Source organism: Gottfriedia sp. NPDC057948 (genome assembly GCF_042887255.1).
Taxonomy (GTDB): Bacteria; Bacillota; Bacilli; order Bacillales; family Bacillaceae_G; genus Gottfriedia.
Genome location: NZ_JBHVPN010000016.1, coordinates 75,337 through 95,494, shown reverse-complemented (window position 1 = coordinate 95,494; position 20,158 = coordinate 75,337). Strand labels below are relative to the sequence as shown.

General features: G+C 33.9%; 17 protein-coding genes. 12 read left to right on the top strand and 5 right to left on the bottom strand.

Annotated features, from left to right (window positions below; genetic code table 11):
• Nucleotides 1-161 precede the first annotated feature (161 nt).
• Nucleotides 162-1,355, bottom strand: a complete 1,194-nt coding sequence (locus ACFVRR_RS19450) for a M20 metallopeptidase family protein (RefSeq protein WP_387331878.1) — start codon at nt 1,353-1,355, stop codon at nt 162-164.
• Between the two features lie 423 nt (nt 1,356-1,778).
• Between ACFVRR_RS19450 and anmK the strand changes: the two genes are divergently transcribed.
• The 11 genes from anmK to ACFVRR_RS19395 all read left to right on the top strand — a co-directional run bounded on the left by anmK (nt 1,779) and on the right by ACFVRR_RS19395 (nt 13,794).
• Nucleotides 1,779-2,927 (top strand): anhydro-N-acetylmuramic acid kinase AnmK, encoded by a 1,149-nt coding sequence (gene anmK, locus ACFVRR_RS19445; RefSeq protein ID WP_387331876.1) that lies wholly within the window; start codon nt 1,779-1,781, stop codon nt 2,925-2,927.
• Nucleotides 2,928-2,938: 11 nt separating this feature from the next.
• Nucleotides 2,939-4,033: a DUF871 domain-containing protein gene (locus ACFVRR_RS19440; RefSeq protein WP_387331874.1), complete on the top strand. Its 1,095-nt coding sequence runs from the start codon at nt 2,939-2,941 to the stop codon at nt 4,031-4,033.
• Nucleotides 4,034-4,211: 178 nt separating this feature from the next.
• Complete coding sequence (locus tag ACFVRR_RS19435; protein ID WP_387331872.1) at nt 4,212-4,520, top strand: PTS sugar transporter subunit IIB; 309 nt, start codon at nt 4,212-4,214, stop codon at nt 4,518-4,520.
• 37 nt (nt 4,521-4,557) lie between these two features.
• Nucleotides 4,558-5,847: a PTS sugar transporter subunit IIC gene (locus ACFVRR_RS19430; protein ID WP_387331870.1), complete on the top strand. Its 1,290-nt coding sequence runs from the start codon at nt 4,558-4,560 to the stop codon at nt 5,845-5,847.
• A 406-nt stretch (nt 5,848-6,253) separates the two neighbouring features.
• On the top strand, nt 6,254-7,591 hold the full coding sequence (locus ACFVRR_RS19425) for a 6-phospho-beta-glucosidase (protein ID WP_387331868.1): 1,338 nt from the start codon (nt 6,254-6,256) through the stop codon (nt 7,589-7,591).
• A 35-nt stretch (nt 7,592-7,626) separates the two neighbouring features.
• Nucleotides 7,627-7,944 carry a PTS lactose/cellobiose transporter subunit IIA gene (locus tag ACFVRR_RS19420; protein ID WP_387331866.1) on the top strand — a complete coding sequence of 106 codons (318 nt, stop codon included), beginning with the start codon at nt 7,627-7,629 and terminating at the stop codon, nt 7,942-7,944.
• A gap of 50 nt (nt 7,945-7,994) precedes the next feature.
• Nucleotides 7,995-8,903 carry an N-acetylglucosamine kinase gene (locus ACFVRR_RS19415; protein ID WP_387331864.1) on the top strand — a complete coding sequence of 303 codons (909 nt, stop codon included), beginning with the start codon at nt 7,995-7,997 and terminating at the stop codon, nt 8,901-8,903.
• A gap of 61 nt (nt 8,904-8,964) precedes the next feature.
• Nucleotides 8,965-9,855: an N-acetylmuramic acid 6-phosphate etherase gene (gene murQ / locus ACFVRR_RS19410; protein WP_387331862.1), complete on the top strand. Its 891-nt coding sequence runs from the start codon at nt 8,965-8,967 to the stop codon at nt 9,853-9,855.
• A 192-nt stretch (nt 9,856-10,047) separates the two neighbouring features.
• Nucleotides 10,048-10,902 carry a MurR/RpiR family transcriptional regulator gene (locus tag ACFVRR_RS19405; protein WP_248267941.1) on the top strand — a complete coding sequence of 285 codons (855 nt, stop codon included), beginning with the start codon at nt 10,048-10,050 and terminating at the stop codon, nt 10,900-10,902.
• 220 nt (nt 10,903-11,122) lie between these two features.
• On the top strand, nt 11,123-11,500 hold the full coding sequence (locus tag ACFVRR_RS19400; RefSeq protein ID WP_387331860.1) for a cysteine-rich CWC family protein: 378 nt from the start codon (nt 11,123-11,125) through the stop codon (nt 11,498-11,500).
• A 644-nt stretch (nt 11,501-12,144) separates the two neighbouring features.
• Nucleotides 12,145-13,794, top strand: a complete 1,650-nt coding sequence (locus ACFVRR_RS19395; RefSeq protein ID WP_387331858.1) for an Ig-like domain-containing protein — start codon at nt 12,145-12,147, stop codon at nt 13,792-13,794.
• Between the two features lie 101 nt (nt 13,795-13,895).
• Here the strand turns inward: ACFVRR_RS19395 and ACFVRR_RS19390 are convergent, their stop codons facing one another.
• The 3 genes from ACFVRR_RS19390 to ACFVRR_RS19380 form a co-directional block, all read right to left on the bottom strand.
• Nucleotides 13,896-15,230: a (Fe-S)-binding protein gene (locus tag ACFVRR_RS19390; RefSeq protein WP_387331856.1), complete on the bottom strand. Its 1,335-nt coding sequence runs from the start codon at nt 15,228-15,230 to the stop codon at nt 13,896-13,898.
• Nucleotides 15,227-16,639 carry a glycolate oxidase subunit GlcD gene (glcD, locus tag ACFVRR_RS19385; RefSeq protein WP_387331854.1) on the bottom strand — a complete coding sequence of 471 codons (1,413 nt, stop codon included), beginning with the start codon at nt 16,637-16,639 and terminating at the stop codon, nt 15,227-15,229. Before glcD ends, ACFVRR_RS19390 begins: the two co-directional genes overlap by 4 nt.
• A gap of 86 nt (nt 16,640-16,725) precedes the next feature.
• Nucleotides 16,726-17,844, bottom strand: a complete 1,119-nt coding sequence (locus ACFVRR_RS19380; RefSeq protein ID WP_387331852.1) for a CdaR family transcriptional regulator — start codon at nt 17,842-17,844, stop codon at nt 16,726-16,728.
• A 206-nt stretch (nt 17,845-18,050) separates the two neighbouring features.
• On the opposite strand from ACFVRR_RS19380, the gene truA reads away from it, so the two are divergent.
• Complete coding sequence (truA, locus tag ACFVRR_RS19375) at nt 18,051-18,794, top strand: tRNA pseudouridine(38-40) synthase TruA (RefSeq protein ID WP_387331850.1); 744 nt, start codon at nt 18,051-18,053, stop codon at nt 18,792-18,794.
• Nucleotides 18,795-18,845: 51 nt separating this feature from the next.
• On the opposite strand, the gene ACFVRR_RS19370 is transcribed toward truA, so the two are convergent.
• Nucleotides 18,846-20,069 carry an MFS transporter gene (locus tag ACFVRR_RS19370; RefSeq protein ID WP_387331848.1) on the bottom strand — a complete coding sequence of 408 codons (1,224 nt, stop codon included), beginning with the start codon at nt 20,067-20,069 and terminating at the stop codon, nt 18,846-18,848.
• Between the last annotated feature and the right edge of the window lie 89 nt (nt 20,070-20,158).

Genomic DNA, 20,158 nt, shown 5'->3' with positions numbered 1-20,158 from the left:
TTGGAAAAGGTAGTGGGTAGATTGGTAGGAATGTTATTTTTAGGAAAAACGACTAATCCATTAGACCTATCGCATAGTTATTTAAAAATATATTTAAGCCAATAGATGAAAAACAAAAAAAGTGAAAACTTTGTTCAATCAATGATTCACTTTTTTGTCTATTATTTATCAAGAGTTGTATCGGTTAATAGTTTTAATACTGATCGGGCCATTAGTTTTACACCAATTTTTATTGCGTCTTCATCGACCATAAATTTAGGGTGATGCCATCCATACGTTATATCTTTTTCTTTATTTCCAGAGCCTAACCAAATATAAGAACCAGGTACTTTTTGTTGATAGAATGAAAAGTCTTCTCCGCCCATTGTCGATTCTGCAGACACAACATGTTCTACTCCGACTGTTGAGATTGCTGCTTCTCGTACGACTGATGTTACTTTCGTATCGTTAAATACTGTGGGCAGTAATACTTGATAATCTATTTCGACTTCTCCTCCAAGTGAATGTACAAGATTTTGAACTAGTGTTTGAAAGTTTTCTTGAATTTGCTTTCGAATTGTTTCATTTGAAGTTCGAACTGTGCCTTTTAAAACTGCAAACTCAGGGATGACATTATTTGTATTTCCAGCCTGAAACGATCCAACAGTTATGACAGCTGAATCTTTTGGAGAAATTGTTCTGCTAACTAGAGTTTGTAAAAGGTTAACAACAGCACTACCAATTACAATCGGATCAATTGCTTTTTCAGGAAGTGCTGCGTGACCGCCTTTCCCTTTAATCTTAATTGCAAAATCATCTACACTTGCCATTAGGAAGCCTTCTTTAATTCCGATCGTACCAACTGGAAGATCCGGCATATTGTGAAGTCCGATAATAGCTTTTACATCGTTAAGTAAGCCTTCAGCGATCATTTGCTCAGCGCCACCTTCAGACTCTTCAGCAGGTTGAAAAATCAATCGAACTGTACCAGGAATCAGGTGTTTTAATTCCTGTAAAATAAATCCAACTCCGAGTGTAATAGTAGTATGAACATCATGTCCACACATATGGGCGATTCCATCAACAACTGAACGAAATGGTAAATCGGATTCTTCCTGAATTGGAAGTGCATCAATATCAGCTCGGAGTGCAACAATCGGCCCTGAATTACCACTAATCTCGGCAGCAGTTCCTGTTTGACTATTCAACTGAATTTTTTTGATAGTAGCCTTTTCTAATTCTTGATTGATAAAATTCGTTGTTTGAAATTCTTGATTACTTAATTCAGGATACATATGCAAATGTCTCCGGATCTCTATTAGTCTCGTAAAATATTGATCTGCTAATTCATCTATTTGTGTTTCTAAATTCTTCATCTTAGATTCTCCTTATTGTTCGATCGGAATTTTGTTTGATTATGTAAAGAATTGTATAATTATTCTGTTGTTCATTCAATGCTTTTTTACTAGTTACTGATTTGTACAAGATAATTATGCCTATTTATCAAAGTGATGAATGTGTTTTTAGCAAATATTTTATTTGGTTTTTTTATCAAGTGTTTTTTGTGGGATAGGATGAAATGAGTAATAATGCATTATGGGGCTCTAGATATGAAATTAGTCATGGGGGATGTGCAGCGAATAAATCAGTCTACAAAAATCTCTTTCAATTCAATGATTTCTTAAAAACATCAACATTTACTTTTTGAAAAATTCTAAATAAACTTTCACTCTTTTCTTTTACAAATTTGAAATTCTGTTTTAAGGTATTATTAATAAAAATATGAAGGAGTGAATGAATTGGGATATGCAGTTGGATTAATGTCGGGTACATCTTTAGATGGAATCGATGCAGCTTTAGTAGAAATTACTGGATGTGGGCCTGAAACAGTGGTAAGAATGATTGATTTTATGACAGTTCCCCTTGAGGAAGGTTTATTAAAAGAAATTCAAGATGCGATTACACTTGTTTCTTCAAACGCTCAGCATTTATGTAGTTTAAACTTTAAGCTTGGCTATGCTTTTGCAAATGCAGTAAAGGAAATTTGTAGTAAAAACGAATTTTCGTTAGATCAACTTGATTTTATTGGGTCGCATGGTCAAACGATTTATCACCAGCCTGAAGTTGTTGGGAATTTCATTCAATCTACATTGCAGTTAGGAGAGCCAGCGGTTATTGCATATGAAACAAAGACGAAAGTTGTTTCCAATTTTCGAGTGATGGATATGGCAGCTGGTGGGTATGGTGCGCCTTTAGTACCACATTCTGAGTTATTACTTTATAAAAGTAAAACGAAAACGCGTTTACTACAAAATATTGGTGGGATTGGTAATGTTACGATCATTCCAAGGAGTGCTACAATCGATGATTTGGTAGCCTTTGATACAGGTCCAGGTAATATGATTATTGATGAAATTTGTAAGCGCTATTTTAATGTTCCATATGATGCTTATGGTGATTTAGCTGCTAAAGGTAATGTAAATGAAAGATTACTAGAAAGATGCATGAGTATTCCATATATTTTTGCACCTATACCTAAAACAACAGGAAGAGAGTTATTTGGTACACAGTTTGTTGATGAAATATTGGAAGAGTTTAGTGATATTTCACCGATTGATTTAGTGACTACAATGACGATGTTTACTGCAAAATCGATCGCTGAAAATTATAAAAAGTTTATTTTACCAGATCATCCAATTGATGAAGTGATTGTAGGTGGCGGAGGTAGTCATAATAAAACCTTACTACGCATGCTTCAAGAATTATTAGGTGTGGATTCTAAAGTATTAGTTCAAGAAGACATTGGTTTTTCTTCGGATGCAAAAGAAGCAATTGCCTTTGCGATTTTAGCAAATGAAACTTTAAACGGTCTACCAAGTAATGTACCTGGAGCAACAAAGGCAAATCGGTTAGTTGTTTTAGGAACTATTACACCAATACCGTACTAGGAGGATTCGTCGTGAAAAAATTAGGAATTTCAATTTATCCAGAGCACTCAACTGTTGAAAAAGATAAGGCTTATATTAAATTAGCTCATCAATATGGTTTTAAACGAATCTTTACATGTTTATTATCAGTAAATGGTGACAAAGAACAGATAATAAAAGAGTTCAAAGAAATAGTTGATTATGCAAATAGTTTTGAGATGGAAGTCATTGTTGATATTGCCCCTCGAGTATTTGGTACATTGAATATTACGTATAATGATTTATCGTTTTTTGCTGATTTAGGAGCATATGGAATTAGACTTGATATGGGATTTACTGGGAATGAAGAGTCCATTATGACTTATAATCCATATGGGTTAAAAATTGAAATTAACATGAGTAATGCTACGAAATATCTAGAAAATATTTTAGCTTATAAGCCAAATCAATCTAATTTAATCGGATCTCATAATTTTTATCCTCATCGTTATGCAGGTTTGAGCTATTCACATTTTGTTACATGCAGTGAAGAGTTTAAAAAGCATGGTATTCGTACAGCAGCATTTATTAATTCACAAGCTGCAACATATGGACCTTGGCCTGTATCAGAAGGTCTTTGTACATTAGAGATGCACCGTAATTTATCAGTCGTAACTCAAGCGAAACATTTATTTTATTCAGACTTAATTGATGATGTGATTATCGCAAATGCTTATGCATCTGAAGAAGAGTTCAAACAACTTGCGGAGCTAAATCAAAACGGTAAAGACTTATTTACACTAAATATTGATTTACATGATTCAATTACAGATTTAGAGAAAAAGATTGTTTTAGATGAGTTTCATTTTTACCGCGGGGACGTATCCGATTACTTAATTCGTTCCACTCAGTCTCGCGTTAAATATAGAGATGAAGAGTTTAAACCTACTTATACGCCCCATATTCGTAGAGGCGATATTTTAATAGAAAATGAATTATATGGACAATATAAAGGTGAATTGCAAATAGCACTACAAGATATGGAGAATTCAGGGAAAACGAATGTAGTAGGACGCATTGCAGAGGAAGAAATTTTCTTACTAGACTTCTTACATCCTTGGAGTAAGTTTCAGTTTAAGGAAAACTAAATAATCATTATTTAAGAAGATGTGAAAAATTTTTTTACATCTTCTTAAAATTTTATTTCATTTTTTATTGAAAATAATTGAAATTTTATTTTATTGAGAATATAATAGCTTCATAGAAAACGTTTTCAGTTTTTTGAATCATTTATTTTTTTAAAAATTAAATCGGGAGGCTAAGAGTATGAAGGTATTATTTGTATGTGCTGGGGGAATGTCTAGTGCGATTGTTGTGAATGCATTAAGAAAAGAAGCAGAAAAAAACGGTATTCAAATGGAAGTACAAGCAGTGGGAACTCAAGAGTTTGGTGAAGAAGTAAAAAACGGTTGGGACGTTGCGATGGTAGCACCACAAGTTCGTCACCGATTTGATAGCTTTAAAGCCGAGGCAGATGCTGCAAATGTTCCATGTGAAGTAATACCGCCTATGGCTTACACACCACTTGGTGGACCAAAACTATTAACAATAGTACAAGAGATTACTAAAAAATAATTTTAGTAGTTATCAAAAATGAAAAAGGGGGAGCATTATGAACGGTTTTATTAATTTTATGGAAAATAAACTTTCTGGTCCAATGGCAAAGATTTCAGAACAAAAACATTTACGTTCAATTCGTGATGGAGTTATTTCTGCACTACCTTTTATTATTATTGGTTCTTTATTCTTAATAATTGCTTTTCCTCCATTACCAGAAAAGTGGGCAATCTCACTTTGGGCAAAAAAACATATTTTTGAGATTTTAATTCCATATCGTTTAACTATGTATATTATGTCGCTATATATAGCCTATGGTATTGGATATAATTTGTCTAAAAACTACAAGATGGATCCTTTATCAGGTGCTCAATTATCGGCTGCTGCATTCCTTTTAACTTTAACACCTCAACTAGTTGATAAAGTTGGAATGGTATTACCGATGGGCAATATGGGTGGCCACGGATTATTCGTAGCAATGTGTACATCTATTTTTTCAGTAGAATCTTTACGATTTTTTAAAGAGAAGAAAATTACAATTAAAATGCCAGATTCGGTTCCACCATCAGTGGCACGTTCGTTTGAATCATTAATTCCGGTTGCATTTGTTGTTATCGTATTAACTTTAGTAACTGTTGTATTTAAAATTGATTTACATAGTTTAGTTGATAAAGCGATCTCTCCTTTAGTTAGTGCTGGAGACAGTCTTGGAGGAGTATTAGTACCAGTATTCTTTATTACGTTTTTCTGGATTTTTGGTATTCATGGAGACTCAATTGTTGGTACTGTGGCAAGACCACTTTGGGAAGTATATTTAGCAAAAAATGCTGAAGCTGTTGCGGCTGGACAAACTATTCCTCACGTAGCACCTGAAACTTTCTTTCAATGGTTTATTTGGATTGGCGGCTCTGGAGCAACAATTGGACTAGTATTAGCAATGTTATTTTTCTCAAAATCACAATACACAAAAGCTGTTGGTAGATCAGCAATTATCCCTGGTATCTTTAATATTAATGAACCGGTAATTTTCGGTGCACCAATCGTTTTAAATCCAATTTTAATTATTCCATTTGTATTAACACCATTTATTACAGCAACATTATCATATTTTGCTACAGTTGCAGGGTTTGTAAGGCCAACGTATATCATGGTTCCTTGGACATTACCTGCACCAATTGGAGCATATTTATCTACTGGTGGAGACTGGAGAGCGATTGTGCTAGTATTCATTAACATCGCAATTTCATTCTTTATTTATCTACCATTCTTTAAAGTTTATGATAATAAGCTTGCACAAGAAGAGAATGTAACGACCGTAACAGAAAAAACTAGTCTTACATTATAAATGAGAGAAGGTTGGACTGTTAATAAAACAGTTCGACCTTTCTTTATTCCAAATTTGAGGGTGATCAGTTTGAAAGAATCTAGTTGGTTTATAAAGTTTAATTATAAAAGTGCAATTATATTTTTTTCCTTCGTAATAATCATCAATTTAATACTTTGTCCTCTATTTCAACAAATAGGATTTGCCTATCAGACATCATTATTTATTGCAAATAGTATTGCTTGTAGTATCGGTTTACCCTTTGTCGTTTTAAAGCTTGAGGGGAAATACAAGAATAGAAGACAAGCATTAAAGTTCATTTTAATTTCTACCGCTGTTTGCACAGTAATGAGTTATTTTCTGTTATTCCCACTATAAAAATGAATAATATATTCGGTTCTAAAAACTATTTTGAGGTGAGACAATCATGAGTAAAGAAGGAATTAAAATCGTAACAATAGGTGGAGGATCTAGTTATACTCCAGAATTAGTTGAAGGTTTTATTAAAAGATACAATGAACTTCCTGTAAGTGAGTTATGGTTAGTTGATATAGAAGCAGGGAAGGAAAAGTTAGAGATCGTTGGTAATTTAGCTAAACGAATGGTAAAAGAAGCTGGAGTTCCAATGGAAATTCACTTAACGTTAGACCGAAAATTAGCGCTAAAGGATGCTGATTTTGTAACAACTCAAATGCGGGTAGGCTTACTAGAGGCACGAATTAAAGATGAACGTATACCTTTACAATTCGGTATGATTGGTCAAGAAACGAACGGTGCAGGTGGTCTATTTAAAGGTCTAAGAACAATACCTGTATTACTTGAAATTGCTGAAGAAATGCAGCAACTATGCCCAGATGCATGGTTGATTAACTTTACAAATCCTGCTGGAATGGTTACAGAAGCATTACTTCGATATAGTAAACATAAAAAGGTGATTGGTGTTTGTAATGTACCAATTAATATGACAATGACGATCGCTAAATTGTTAGAAGTGGATCTAAGTCGTGTACATATTGATTTTGCTGGATTAAATCATATGGTTTATGGACTTCATGTTTATGTTGATGGAAAAGAAGTGACTGAACAAGTATTAGAGTTATTAGCGGATCCCGAAATACAAATGACAATGAAAAATATCGCACCATTACCATGGCAAAAAGAATTTCTTATGTCATTAGGTGTACTTCCTAATCCATATCATCGTTACTATTACAAAACGAAACATATATTAGATGAAGAATTAGAATCTTTTAAAACTGGGACTACTCGAGCAGAGGTCGTTAAGAAGTTGGAAGATGATTTATTTGAATTATATAAAGATGAGAATTTAGCTATTAAACCGCCTCAGCTGGAAAAACGAGGTGGAGCTTATTACAGTGATGCAGCTTGTAGCTTAATTACATCTATTTATAACGATAAAAAGGATATCCAAGTATTAAACGTTCAAAATAATGGTTCAATACAAGGGATTCCGAATGAATCAGCTGTAGAGGTAAATTGTATCGTTACAAAGCAAGGACCAATTCCGATATCAGTCGGTGAATTACCACCTCAAATAAATGGATTAGTTCAGCAGATTAAATCATTTGAACGAGTTGGAGCTGAAGCCGCTGTTACTGGATCTTATGAAAAAGCTTTATTGGCATTAACGATTAATCCTTTAGTTCCAAGTGATGAAGTTGCAAAGGAAGTACTAGATGCGCTTTTAGATGCTCATAAAGAATACTTACCATTATTTTATAAAGAAGAATTGGTAATTCAATAAGGATAAATAAAAAACAAAAATTAAGGAGTATGAATATGATGATGACTAACGAACAGGAAATTTTTGAAATTATATCACACGGTGGGAATGCAAGATCACTAGCTTACGAGGCATTAGAAGCTGCAGAAACAAATGATTTTGAAACAGCAGATCGCTTAATCGAAGAGTCTCACCAAGAAATTGGTCATGCACATAAAACACAAACGACTTTAATTCAAGCTGAATTAAATGGTCAGCCATGTGAAAAATCTCTATTAATGATTCATGCTCAAGATCATCTAATGACTGCTATGAGTGAACAAAAGCTTATAGAGCATATCATTCGTTTACATAAAAAATTAGCCGAGAAATAATCGATTCATATAGTAATAGAATAGACGGAAGATGGTAGGGGGCAATTTTAGTGAAATATGTTATAGGTCTTGATGGTGGAGGAACGAAGTCAGAGGCTATTGCTTATAATTTGGATGGAGAAATTATTAGTCAAGGTTATTCTGGTTTTAGTAATTTACTAATCAATGAAGTAGATGGAATTCATCACATTATAGAAGCAATTGAAAATTGCTTGAGCCCTTTATCAAAAGAGAATTGCTTGTTTTTATTTTTAGGAATTGCTGGAATTGGTGGAGTGAAAGATCGAGGTCCGTTAGAAAAGGCGCTAAATGATGCTTTTCGTATCCCATTTAAAATAGTTAATGATGCACAAATTGCACATGCAGCATTACTAAATGGGCAAAGTGGTGTATTAACAATCGCTGGTACAGGTTCAATTTGTATTGGAATGCATAAAGAACGGACTGTTACGGCAGGTGGATGGGGACATCTTCTAGGAGATGAAGGAAGCGGATATTGGATTTGTATGGAAATCTTTAAAAAGATTACACAGGAATTTGATGAAGGTATTCCTTTAAGTTATTTATCTTTGAAAATGCTGGAAAAATTGCAGTTAAAAGAAGCCGAAGAACTTAAAAAGTATATTTATCACAATCCAAAAGCCGAGATTGCTTCACATGTTCCATTTATCGTTGAAATGGCCAACATGGGAGATTTAATGGCCTTATTAGTTCTAGAAAGAGCTGGTCAACATCTTGGGAAAACGACTATCCAAGCCTTAAAAAAGTTAAATCTTCGAGAAGAGCCACGAGTTGCAATAAAAGGAAGTATTCTAAGTCGAATATCAGTCGTTCAGAAAACGTTTATTCAAACAATACATGAGCACGATCCAACAGTAACATTTTACACGGACGAAATCTCTTCGACCTTCGGAGGATATCTATTAGCTATGAAAGAAGTTAATTCACGTAAGGAATAATTAAGTGCGATAAAAACAGGGAGTAGGAATAAAAATCCTGCCTTATGATTGAGGTGTAATTGTGTTAGAAAAATTAACAACTGAAATTAGAAACAATCGTACGAGTAACTTAGATCAACTAAGCGTCGATGAGTTTTTAAATATAATGAATGAAGAGGACCAAAAGGTGGCTCTAGCAGTTAGGGAACAAATTCCGATGATTTCAAATGTAGTTCAGCTAGTTGTTGAAGCATTTCAAAACGGAGGACGTTTAATTTATACAGGTGCTGGTACAAGCGGACGAATTGGTCTACTAGATGCGGTTGAATGTCCACCTACATTTGGAACGAACCCTAGTGAAGTAATTGGATTAATTGCAGGCGGAGAGAGGGCCTTTATTAAAGCTGTTGAAGGTGCAGAAGATAGCGAAGAGCTAGGTAAGGAAGACTTATTACAAATATCCCTTACAAAAAATGATATCGTGATTGGTATTGCGGCATCAGGTCGAACGCCTTATGTAATAGGTGCTTTAAAGTATGCGAACGAGATTGGAGCAAAAACTGTAGCGGTAGCGTGTAATAAAGGTTCAAAAATTGGAGAGGTTGCCCTCCAAAAAATTGAAGTAGATAATGGGCCAGAAGTGTTAACAGGCTCTACCCGATTAAAAGCTGGTACATCCCAAAAGTTAATTTGTAATATGATTTCAACGGCTTCAATGATTGGAATTGGAAAAGTATATAAAAATCTAATGGTAGACCTGCAATTAACGAATAATAAACTAGTTGATCGAGCAAAAAGAATAATAGTTGAAGCTACTGGCTGTGATTATGAAACGGCAAGTAATTACTTACAAAAAGCAAATAATCAAACGAAGGTAGCAATCGTTATGATTTTAACCAATATGAATTACGATGAAGCAATTGTCAGTTTGAATAAAGCTAGTGGTTTTATTAGCAAAGTAGTAAAAAATTAATTAGAGGGCGACAACTAGTACTACTAGACTGTCGCCTTCTATTTCATATAAAATATAATTCAGATTTTCTTCCTAATATTTTATAATTTATTTATAGTCATATTTCGAATCCGATTAAAAGAGGGGAAAATGTCGGTTGGAAATTTCCAAATTCATCATTTATACAAATAAAGAGAGAGTTGAGTAGATTAAATGAATGCATTAAATGGCGGCTTAATCATGTTAAACGAAATGCTGTATAAACTTCCACCATCTGAAAGAAGAGCAGCTAAATATATAATTGAAAACCCAGAAAAATCGATTCAATATACAGTTTTTGAACTTGCGGAAAAAAGCCAAACAAGCAATTCTGCAATCATTCGATTATGTCGTTCACTTGGTCTAAAAGGTTTTCAAGAGCTTAAGCTACGAATTGCAGGTGATATCATTACGACAACAGAAGTAGGATCAAGAGATATCAATTTAGGGGAATCAACTAGTTCCATTATTAAAAAGATGATGAATAATAATATTCAGGCCATCAAAGATACTAGCGATATTATTAATGTGAGTGATTTAGAGGAAGCAGTTCAAGCTTTAACAAAAGCGAGAAATATTTATTTCTTCGGTGTAGGTGGGTCAATGGTAGTTGCCTTAGACGCACAACAAAAATTCTTACGTATAAAAAAATACACCTCTGCATTTACTGATTTGCATTTGTTAGCTGTTCAAATAGCGAACCACGAGGAGAATGATGTCTTAGTAGGAATTTCATTTTCTGGAGAAACGCTAGAGGTTCAAAAAGCTCTTCAAATTGCTAAGGAAAACGGCGTGAACACCATTAGTATCACCGGCTTTGGCTCCAATTCTGTATCAAACTTAGCGGACATTAAATTATTCAATTCTCCACATAGGGAAGCAACATTTCGAAGTGGAGCAACGTCATCAAGGATGGCTCAATTACATGTCATCGATATCTTATTTATGGCTGTCGCGACACAAGAATACGATCAAACAATTCAGTATATCGATCAAACAAGAACGGCTATATCTTCATTAAAAAAGTAATTAGTGCAGGATTAAGGATTTAGGTAATATAAGCACAAGGAAATCAACGTTCCTTGTGCTTTTTATTTTTAGGCTCTGTTAAAGTAAATCAACTATATGGCATTTTAGAGTAACAAGAAATGATATAATTAAATGGATAAATTTAGTAAACCAATTAAATGATTGAATAGAATTAAAAGGTAATACCTTTTGTTAACCAGATTATTGAGGAGGGTATTTCATGGCAATTAAGCTCTGTCCCATGTGTGGTAATGAGAATAAGTGCTCAAGTGGGAAGACTTGTTGGTGTAATGATGAGTATTTTCCAAGAGAAATATTTGATCAGATATCACCAGATGAAGTAAGAAAATCTTGTATATGTAAGTCGTGTTTAGATCAGTACAAAGAAGATAACAGAATAGAAGACTTAAAACCTTCTAATATCGGACCAATGGTTTTTGGTCGAAAGAATGCGCCTAAACAGGACGATGAAGTATGTTACTGTTATGAGGAGTTTAAAGATCAACTTAAACCAGGAACAGTAACTAAGTGTTTCAAAGAGAAATGTGCTAATTACCTAAGCTGTACAGAAGAACGTAATAATAATATGAGGTGCTAATAATGTAATTTGAACATTTACAACAAGGCTCAATGGAAGACACCTCATCTACTTGTACCATTAACAAACTACTTAAGGTTATACAATAAAATTACAAAAAAAATTAGTATAAAGTAATTACAAAAATTAAGAACATTTTTTAATTCTAACCTATCCATTATAAGGGATAGGCTTTTTCCTGTATCTACTATAAGGGGATAATATCAGTTAAATCAGTCTTTTTTTAGTACGCAAAATCAACATTATAGTTTAACAGATTCTATTTTTAAGAGAGTTGATTTGATGATTAGTTGGGTGTTCAAAAAAATGAAAGGGTATGTTGGTAGAATATGGTTAACATCAAAAATACAAAGGAGGATTAAAAAGCTGTTTGGGATGGCAGAAAAAACGCACATGCTATTGTGATTGGTGTAATCCATTCACTAGGGGAGGGGATATCAGAAATGAAGTGGTTAATTACAATCACAACATGTTTTGATACTACTAAGAGGGTGATTAGGTAATCAAATCAAACTTAAGCATTGTTTAGCGGGCATAAAGTTTTATTAGTATAAGGCAAAATTTTTATTGCGCTTGGGTAATTATTAAAGGATACTAATAAGATGTTCACTATAACGAACGAAATACAGAGGGGAAAGAATATTATGATGAAAAAGGGAATTTTATCTTTAGCAACTTTAGGTTTATTAGCTTCACCATTATCTTTCACAACTGCTCATGCAGAAGGAAACAATTATAATTTATTTAAGAAAAGCAGTGAGAGCCATGTTGAAAAGCTGCTTCCGAAAGGTGCAAAGGAGTTTCATACATTTAATGGTTTAAATTTAAAATCACATCTTACTAGCTTTACTAATAAACCATCTATAAATCTATCAAATTATACTACTCAAGCTGATGAGATTGAAGAACTGTACGAAGAAGAAGTAAATGATGATTTTGATGTAGCAAATGATTTACCAATTGGAGCAAATATGTACGGCCAATTGCTTCCTTTGTATGATGTAGACCTTTATAAAATCGTTGTACCTACTGATGGAAAAATTACTTTAGGTGGATCTGCTTTTGGTTCTGAAAATATTATATTAGCAATGGGCATTTATCAAAAAGATCTTGTTGAAGATAATAAACTAGTTTATTTAGGTTACGATTATGATGAAGATTCTGATCTTGAACATCAATACTATCAAGCTAAGGCTGGTACATATTATGTAGTTGCATGGGATGATGATAATGATGAATACGACGATAATACCGAAGATGATTATTATGGAGTCTATACATTATTCAATGTTGCACCAAGTAAACCTACTGTAAATAAAGTTGATAATAATGATCTAGTCGTTACTGGTAAGGCCGAAGCCGGTTCTACTGTAACAGTTAATAACGGTAGTACGGTATTAGGAACTCCTATAAAAGCAACATCTAATGGAACTTATTCAGTTAAGATTCCAGTTCAAAAAGCTGGAGTAACTTTAAGTGTTTATGCTAAAGACTTTGTTGGGAATACGAGTGTTGCTGGGACAACAAAAGTTGTTGATGTTATTGCACCAAGTAAACCTACTGTAAACAAAGTTGATAACAATGATGTAGTTGTAACTGGAAAGGCTGAAGCTAATTCTACTGTAACGGTTAAAAATGGTAGTACGGTATTAGGAACTCCTACAAAAGCAACATCTACTGGAACTTTTTCGGTCAAGATTCCTGTTCAAAAAGCTGGAGCTACTTTAAGTGTTTACGCTAAAGATGCTGCTGGTAATACAAGTGTAGCTGCTACAACAAAAGTTGTAGACGTAATTGCGCCTGGAAAACCAATTGTTAACAGAGTTGATAATAACGATGTAGCTGTAACAGGTAAAGCTGAAGCTGGTTCTACTGTTGCAATTAAGAGAGGGACAACAACACTAGCGACTGTAAAGGCTACATCTACTGGAACGTTTTCAGCGAAAATCGCAGTTCAAGTGGCTGGTACAAAATTAACGGTAACTGCTAAAGATGCTGCAGGAAATACAAGCGTAGCGACTACTGTAACTGTCGTTGATGTAATTCCTCCAGGGAAACCAACAATTAATAAAGTAGATGATAATGATTTAAAAGTAACTGGAAAAGCTGAAAAAGGGTCAACAGTAACTGTTAAAAGAGGTACTACGGTATTAGGTTCTGCAACTGCTGATTCGATAGGAAACTACTCAGTTAAGATTGCAGCTCAGAAAAAAGGAACAGTCATTTCTGTAACTGCAAAAGATAAAGCAGGAAATACTAGTGCTGCTGCAACATATACAGTTGTAAGACATTAATATTTACATGGGAGCCAAGGATTTATTCCTTGGCCCTTTAAATGTATAGTAGGAAAGTAAAAAAACACAAGGGAAATTAATTTCCTTGTGTTTTTTAAGAATTAATTTACTTTATATTCAGCAGCTTTTAATAGTAAATCAACTATGTGTACGACTTCCACCTGTTCTGATTGATTCTCACGATCTACACCTAGCTTCATTTGTAATAAGCATCCAGGGTTAGCAGTTACAATTGTAGTAGCTTGTGTTTTTGTTGCTTGTTTCATCTTGTAATCTAGTATTTGCATTGACATTTCGGATTCGACGATATTATAAATACCAGCTGAGCCGCAGCAACGATCTGCATCTTTCATTTCGTGATAGTGTACATTTTGAATTGACTTCAATAATGTTCTTGGAGCAGAAGCTGTTTTCATGACATTTCTTAAATGGCATGAATCCTGATACGTAATAATTTGTTCTGGTAAACTTAATTTTACTTTATTATGAAACTCAACTTCTACTAGAATTTCTGATATATCTTTTAGTTTATTTTTAAACGCTAGAGCTCGATCTTTCCAATTTGGATCGTCTTTAAGAAGATGATCATAGTCAATTAGGAAACCACCACAGCCTCCTGCATTGGTAATGATATAATCTACTCCGAGATTTTCGAAGGCTTCAATGTTTTTCTTTGCCATATCTTTCGCAATCGACTTTTCACCACTATGACCATGTAAGGCACCACAACACGCCTGGTCTTTTGGAATGACAATCTCACAACCGGCTAATTGTAATAGCTTCATCGTTGCATTGTTTGTTTCTAAGAACATTGTATCCATTAAACAACCAGAGAAAAATGCAACCTTCTTTACTTTTTCTTTTAATGGTGGCAAATAGTCAGGGCGTGACTTCATTTGTTTCAAAGTCGGGACCTTTGGTAAAACCTTTTCCATTGCAGATAAATTATTTGGGATTAACTTCATAATTCCAGCTTTTCTTGCTACGACTTGAAGGCCTGTTCGTTGATATAAACCTAATAAACCAACTGCAAGTCTCATACGTTTTTGATGAGGGAAAAGTTCTTTAAATACAACTTTCCGAACAGCTCGTGCAGGAAGTGAATGTTTTTTGTGTTGAGCAATAATATCTCTAGCTTCTTCTAGTAGATGACCGTATTTCACACCAGATGGGCAAACAGGCTCACATGCACGACATCCAAGACAAAGCTCAAGTGTACGTTCCACATCTTCATCCGGTTCAATTAATCCATCCGTTACTGCTTTCATTAAAGCGATGCGACCACGAGGTGAGTGTGATTCTTTTTGACCTGATTCAATATAAGTTGGACAGCTCGGTAAACAAAAACCGCATCGCATACAGTTTAAAAGCTCGTCTTCGTTCATTCGCTCTTTAAATTGTTGACCAATCGCATGTTGTTCTTGAAGTGTTGTCATTTTGACACCACCATTCTTTTACGACTGTCTTTTGCAAAGACTTTGCCAGGGTTCATAATATGATTCGGATCTAAAGCTGATTTGACAGCAAGCATTGCGTTAATGCCTTCTTTACCAAGCTTTAATTCAAGGTAAGGAGCTTTTACGATTCCAACACCGTGTTCACCTGTAATCGTCCCACCTAGTTCAATTGCTTTTTCAAATATCTCTGCAAAAGCCATTTCTACCCGTTCCATTTCTTCGTGATTACGAGCATCGGTAGGACAAGTAGGGTGCAGATTTCCATCGCCTGCATGGCCGAATGTACAAATTTTTACATTATATTTTTCAGCAATCACATTAATTGCAGAGACCATTTCAGCAATTTTAGAACGAGGGACAGTTGCATCCTCTAAAATTGTTGTTGGTCTTAATTGTGCAAGAGCTGAAAGAGCAGAGCGTCTAGCCGTACGTAATGCTACTGCTTCTTCTTCGGATTTAGCTACGCTAACTGAAATACATTTTTCTTGCTGGCAAATTGATTTTATTAATTCGATATCTCTGTTTACAACTTCACTTGGACCATCTTGTTCAATTAATAAGACAGCTTTTACATCGGTCGGTAGTCCAATCTGTGCAAAGTTCTCAACAACTTCTAGGGTAGGTTGATCCATAAATTCAAGGGAAGTAGGAATAATTTTATTAGCAATAATTTTAGAGACCGTTCTGGCTGCATCTTCCAAGCTATCATACAATGCAAGCATTGTTTTTTTCGTTTCTGGCATTGGAATAAGCTTTAATGTAGCCTCGGTAATAATACCTAAAGTTCCTTCAGAACCAACAAATAAACGAGTAAAATCATATCCAGCAACATCTTTTGCTAGCTTTCCACCAGTTCGAATAATATCTCCGTTTGCTAATACGATTTCAAGTGCGATGACATAATCACGTGTTACACCATATTTTAATCCACGTAATCCACCTGAATTTTCATTAATATTTCCACCAAGTGTAGAAATTTTCATTGAGCTTGGATCTGGTGGATAAAATAGGCCTTTTTCTTCGATTGTATTGATCATATCAAGAGTCACTACACCAGGTTGAACTGTAATAGTTAAGTTTTCTTCATCTATCTCAAGAATATTGTTTAAGTGTTTAAATAAGATAACGATCCCGCCATCTGTTGGACAAGTTCCACCGCATAAATTCGTTCCTGAGCCTCTAGGAACGATTGGAATGTTGTTTTCGTTACAGATTTTAACGATTTCGGATACCTCTTTAGTAGAACGAGGACTAATGACTGCATCCGGAAGAGCTTGCAAATTTGGTGTGGCATCGTAGGAATATACGAGTCTTTCCACTTTTGAATCATCATAATTTTCTTTTCCAACAATTGCTATAAAACTTTGTGCAATGTCATTTGTAATCATAAATAAATTCCCCCCATTATCTTAATTCAAGTATAAAGAGTTAATAGATGAATTTACTATAGAGGAACATACAGAAAAAACACCATTTATCGGTGTTTTTTTGTAGAATCATCTAGTAGGTATGTTCCAATATACAATTTAACTAAATCTTGGATATCTTTCGGATTCAATTTGGTTAATTCAGTAATTTTACCTAGGCGATACAGAAGTGTGTTTATATGAATATGTAAGGATTGAGCGGTATTTTTAAGAGATTGGTTTTGATTTAAATACTCTTTAATTGTAATAAATAAATCCTCTTCATTTAATAAAGGTGCAATTGTCCGTTCTATAAAGGTTTTCTTAATCTCTTGTGAAAGTTCCTGCAGAATTAAATCAATTGTTAAATCTTCATCAAAAATAATTGAACTTGTTTTTAATGCAACTTTTAATGCTCGATCCGCTTGATGATATGATTGATGTAATTGTTTTGGAGTAATTTGTTGCCCAACGCCAGCAGCAATGGGTGAGTTTAATCGATTTTTTATGATCTCATATAAATCATGCATTCTTTGTACTTTATGAATATCTTTATGCGTATCGTCAACTTTCAACAAAATTACAAATCGATTATTGCCCCAACGAACAAATATGTCATCTTTATTTCGATTCGATAAATCAATTATTAGTTGTCTTGTATCGATTGGGACCATATTCGTATTTTCCCATTCAAAAATAATAACCTGCCTAATATAATTTAGATCAATATTTAGCATAGTAGAACGTTCATAAAAATAATCATCCCACTCAATATCTTGAATCCAGTCAAATACAAATGCTTCTAACGTTCTTTGTTGCAAATCAATTTGATCTGTATAATAGTTTTCTCTAATTAATAATTCTGTCATTCTACGAAGCATTTCTCCAAAAGGGGAAATCTGCTCGGGATTTCCTGTAATGCCAATTACTCCGACTATTTCATTTTGAAAATAAATAGGAAGATTAATACCAGCCTTCACACCACTTAAACGCTTTTCATCATCAGATGTGATCGTGAACGTTTTTCGTTCATTAATTGCAATTAATGAGCCTTCATGAAATGTACCAGTTCGTGCTGGGTCTGTACTTGCTATAATGATGCCATCCGTATTAATAATAATGATATCTTCTTGTATTAACTTTCTAACTTCATTAATGATCTTTAATGCCAACTCATCAAGTACCATGTCAAACTCCCTCAAAATTGTTACTATAAGTATAAAGTAATATGTCTAATTTCTACTATACAGTCTTTAAGTAGTTTGTGAAAAAGTTAAATAAGTTATGAACTTAGTTTAAATGGGCTAAAAATAGGATATGTAATAAAAAAGTGGTAAAGTGTTAGCAGGAAGTAGGAAAGTAGTATACATAGTGTTAAATAAAGGAGCAAGAGATGAACAATTATAAATTAGTCATTCAATATGATGGGGGCCGTTATAAAGGCTGGCAAAGGCTTGGTAATGGTGAAAATACAATTCAAGGTAAAATCGAGAATGTAATATCAGAAATGATAGGAAGAGAAGTTGAAATTATTGGAAGTAGTCGAACCGATGCAGGTGTACATGCATTTGAACAGGTTGCTAATTTTAAAATAAAAGAGAACATGCCTGAAATAGAAATTAAAAGTTATTTAAATCGTTATTTACCTAGAGATATTAGTATAAAGGAAGTTTCGATTGAATCTGACCGTTTCCATTCAAGATATAATACTAGTGCAAAAACGTATATCTATAAAATTTGGAATGAGGAATATTCGAATCCGTTTATGCGTAAATACAGTATGCATGTAGAAGAGAAATTAGATCTTAAAAAAATGAAGGCTGCAGCAGAGTACTTTTTAGGTGAGCATGATTATACAGCATTTTCAAATGCGAAATCTAAAAAGAAGTCAATGGTAAGAGAAATCTACTCGATTGATTTTGAAAAGAAAGACGGATTTATTCAAATAAGAATTAGCGGGAATGGTTTCTTATACAATATGGTAAGAAAGATTGTAGGAACATTAATTGAAGTCGGAGCAGGTAGATTACATGCTGAAAATATACCGAAAATAATTGAGTTGAAGGATCGTGCTCAAGTGAGTAATCTTGCTGATCCTGGTGGGTTATATTTGGAGAAGATAGAATTCAAGTCATAATTTTTAAAAAAAAGCATTGGAATTTATGGATTCCAATGCTTTTTTTTACTTTTATTCGTTACCATTTTTCTTGTTATCAACTACCAAACAAGCTCTTTCTTTAAATAAAAGCATAAGAATCAATCCAATTAACATTAATAACAATAAAAAATAGACCGAATGATTCCAAGATGATTGCCCACCTTTAATTAGCTGCATCGCTCCAATTACAATTACAGCACCTAAATTCCCTGCCATCAATAGTAGTCCTGTTGCTTCACCAGATACTTTTTCACCAACTAGTTCTTCTGTAGCTGACAGCAGTAAAGCAAAAGCAGGTAAAAATATGAATCCAAGGACACTACCTATTACAATTAGAAAAGCAAAATTACCTGAAGTACAAACTGGATAGATTAATAGAAGGGAGCCGATAATCGTGACTAATAAAAAGGGCTTTCTATTACCAACTTTATCTGAAAACAGCGGGATCACAATAGAACCAATAATACCGCCGACGATTAAAGTGCCACCTACAATTCCGGCTTGTTCTGATGAAATTCCGTACGGTTTTAAGATTTGTTCAAGCCAGGATGTTAATCCATTAAAGACTCCTAAACCTAAAAAGGAAACGATGTTTAATAGTAAAAGATTCTTGTTTTTCAATAATTTAAATGTAGTACTAAAACTTCCTGAAGTATTAGAATTTCGTTTGAAAGCTGAATTATAATGACCGATGAAGTAGAAAAGGAGTGATGCAAGAATTGTTAAACTTGCCATGATGACTAATGTGGGTTGGAATCCAAAAAGATCTACAAGAAGCGGTGTCCCCGCTAAGGCTACGGCCATTCCGACGAACATCCCGACTGTGCCAATGCCAGTGGCGGTAGCTTGTTTATTTTTAGGAAACCAATCAACTACTAAACTTGATATTGCATTTAAAATATAAGGTTGGCCAATCGCAATGCCTATTTGACCAATTAGCAAAAATAAGAAGTTTGAATCAAAAATTCTAATAGTAGAAAAAACGGACATGAAAATGCCACCAAGTAAAATACTAAATCGATATCCAACTCGATCAATTACTTTGCCTGAATGGATAGAAAATACGATATAAATTAATGGAAATACAATTAACAACCAATTAATATCTGATTCTGAAACGTCATAATGCGATTTTAAATATGAAATTAGAGGAGCAAAATTTAACCAAAGCATTTGACTAATTCCAGCAAGTGCAGCAAACGAAAGTAAAACATACCAGTTTGATGAATGCTTAATAGCTTTAGTGGACTTCATTCTAACACTTCCCCAATTTATATTCTAAAAAAAGCGATTTAATAGAATATATGATACTCCGCTAATTAATAACTACTTGTTTGCAAAAT

Excerpts from the sequence above, each read along its gene's own strand:
- ACFVRR_RS19450 (WP_387331878.1), bottom strand. The coding sequence starts at position 1,355 with ATGAAGAATTTAGAAACACAAATAGATGAATTAGCAGATCAATATTTT.
- ACFVRR_RS19435 (WP_387331872.1), top strand. The coding sequence starts at position 4,212 with ATGAAGGTATTATTTGTATGTGCTGGGGGAATGTCTAGTGCGATTGTT.
- ACFVRR_RS19430 (WP_387331870.1), top strand. The coding sequence starts at position 4,558 with ATGAACGGTTTTATTAATTTTATGGAAAATAAACTTTCTGGTCCAATG.
- ACFVRR_RS19425 (WP_387331868.1), top strand. The coding sequence starts at position 6,254 with ATGAGTAAAGAAGGAATTAAAATCGTAACAATAGGTGGAGGATCTAGT.
- ACFVRR_RS19420 (WP_387331866.1), top strand. The coding sequence starts at position 7,627 with ATGATGATGACTAACGAACAGGAAATTTTTGAAATTATATCACACGGT.
- ACFVRR_RS19405 (WP_248267941.1), top strand. The coding sequence starts at position 10,048 with ATGAATGCATTAAATGGCGGCTTAATCATGTTAAACGAAATGCTGTAT.
- ACFVRR_RS19400 (WP_387331860.1), top strand. The coding sequence starts at position 11,123 with ATGGCAATTAAGCTCTGTCCCATGTGTGGTAATGAGAATAAGTGCTCA.
- ACFVRR_RS19395 (WP_387331858.1), top strand. The coding sequence starts at position 12,145 with ATGATGAAAAAGGGAATTTTATCTTTAGCAACTTTAGGTTTATTAGCT.
- ACFVRR_RS19390 (WP_387331856.1), bottom strand. The coding sequence starts at position 15,230 with ATGACAACACTTCAAGAACAACATGCGATTGGTCAACAATTTAAAGAG.
- glcD (WP_387331854.1), bottom strand. The coding sequence starts at position 16,639 with ATGATTACAAATGACATTGCACAAAGTTTTATAGCAATTGTTGGAAAA.
- ACFVRR_RS19380 (WP_387331852.1), bottom strand. The coding sequence starts at position 17,844 with ATGGTACTTGATGAGTTGGCATTAAAGATCATTAATGAAGTTAGAAAG.
- truA (WP_387331850.1), top strand. The coding sequence starts at position 18,051 with ATGAACAATTATAAATTAGTCATTCAATATGATGGGGGCCGTTATAAA.
- ACFVRR_RS19370 (WP_387331848.1), bottom strand. The coding sequence starts at position 20,069 with ATGAAGTCCACTAAAGCTATTAAGCATTCATCAAACTGGTATGTTTTA.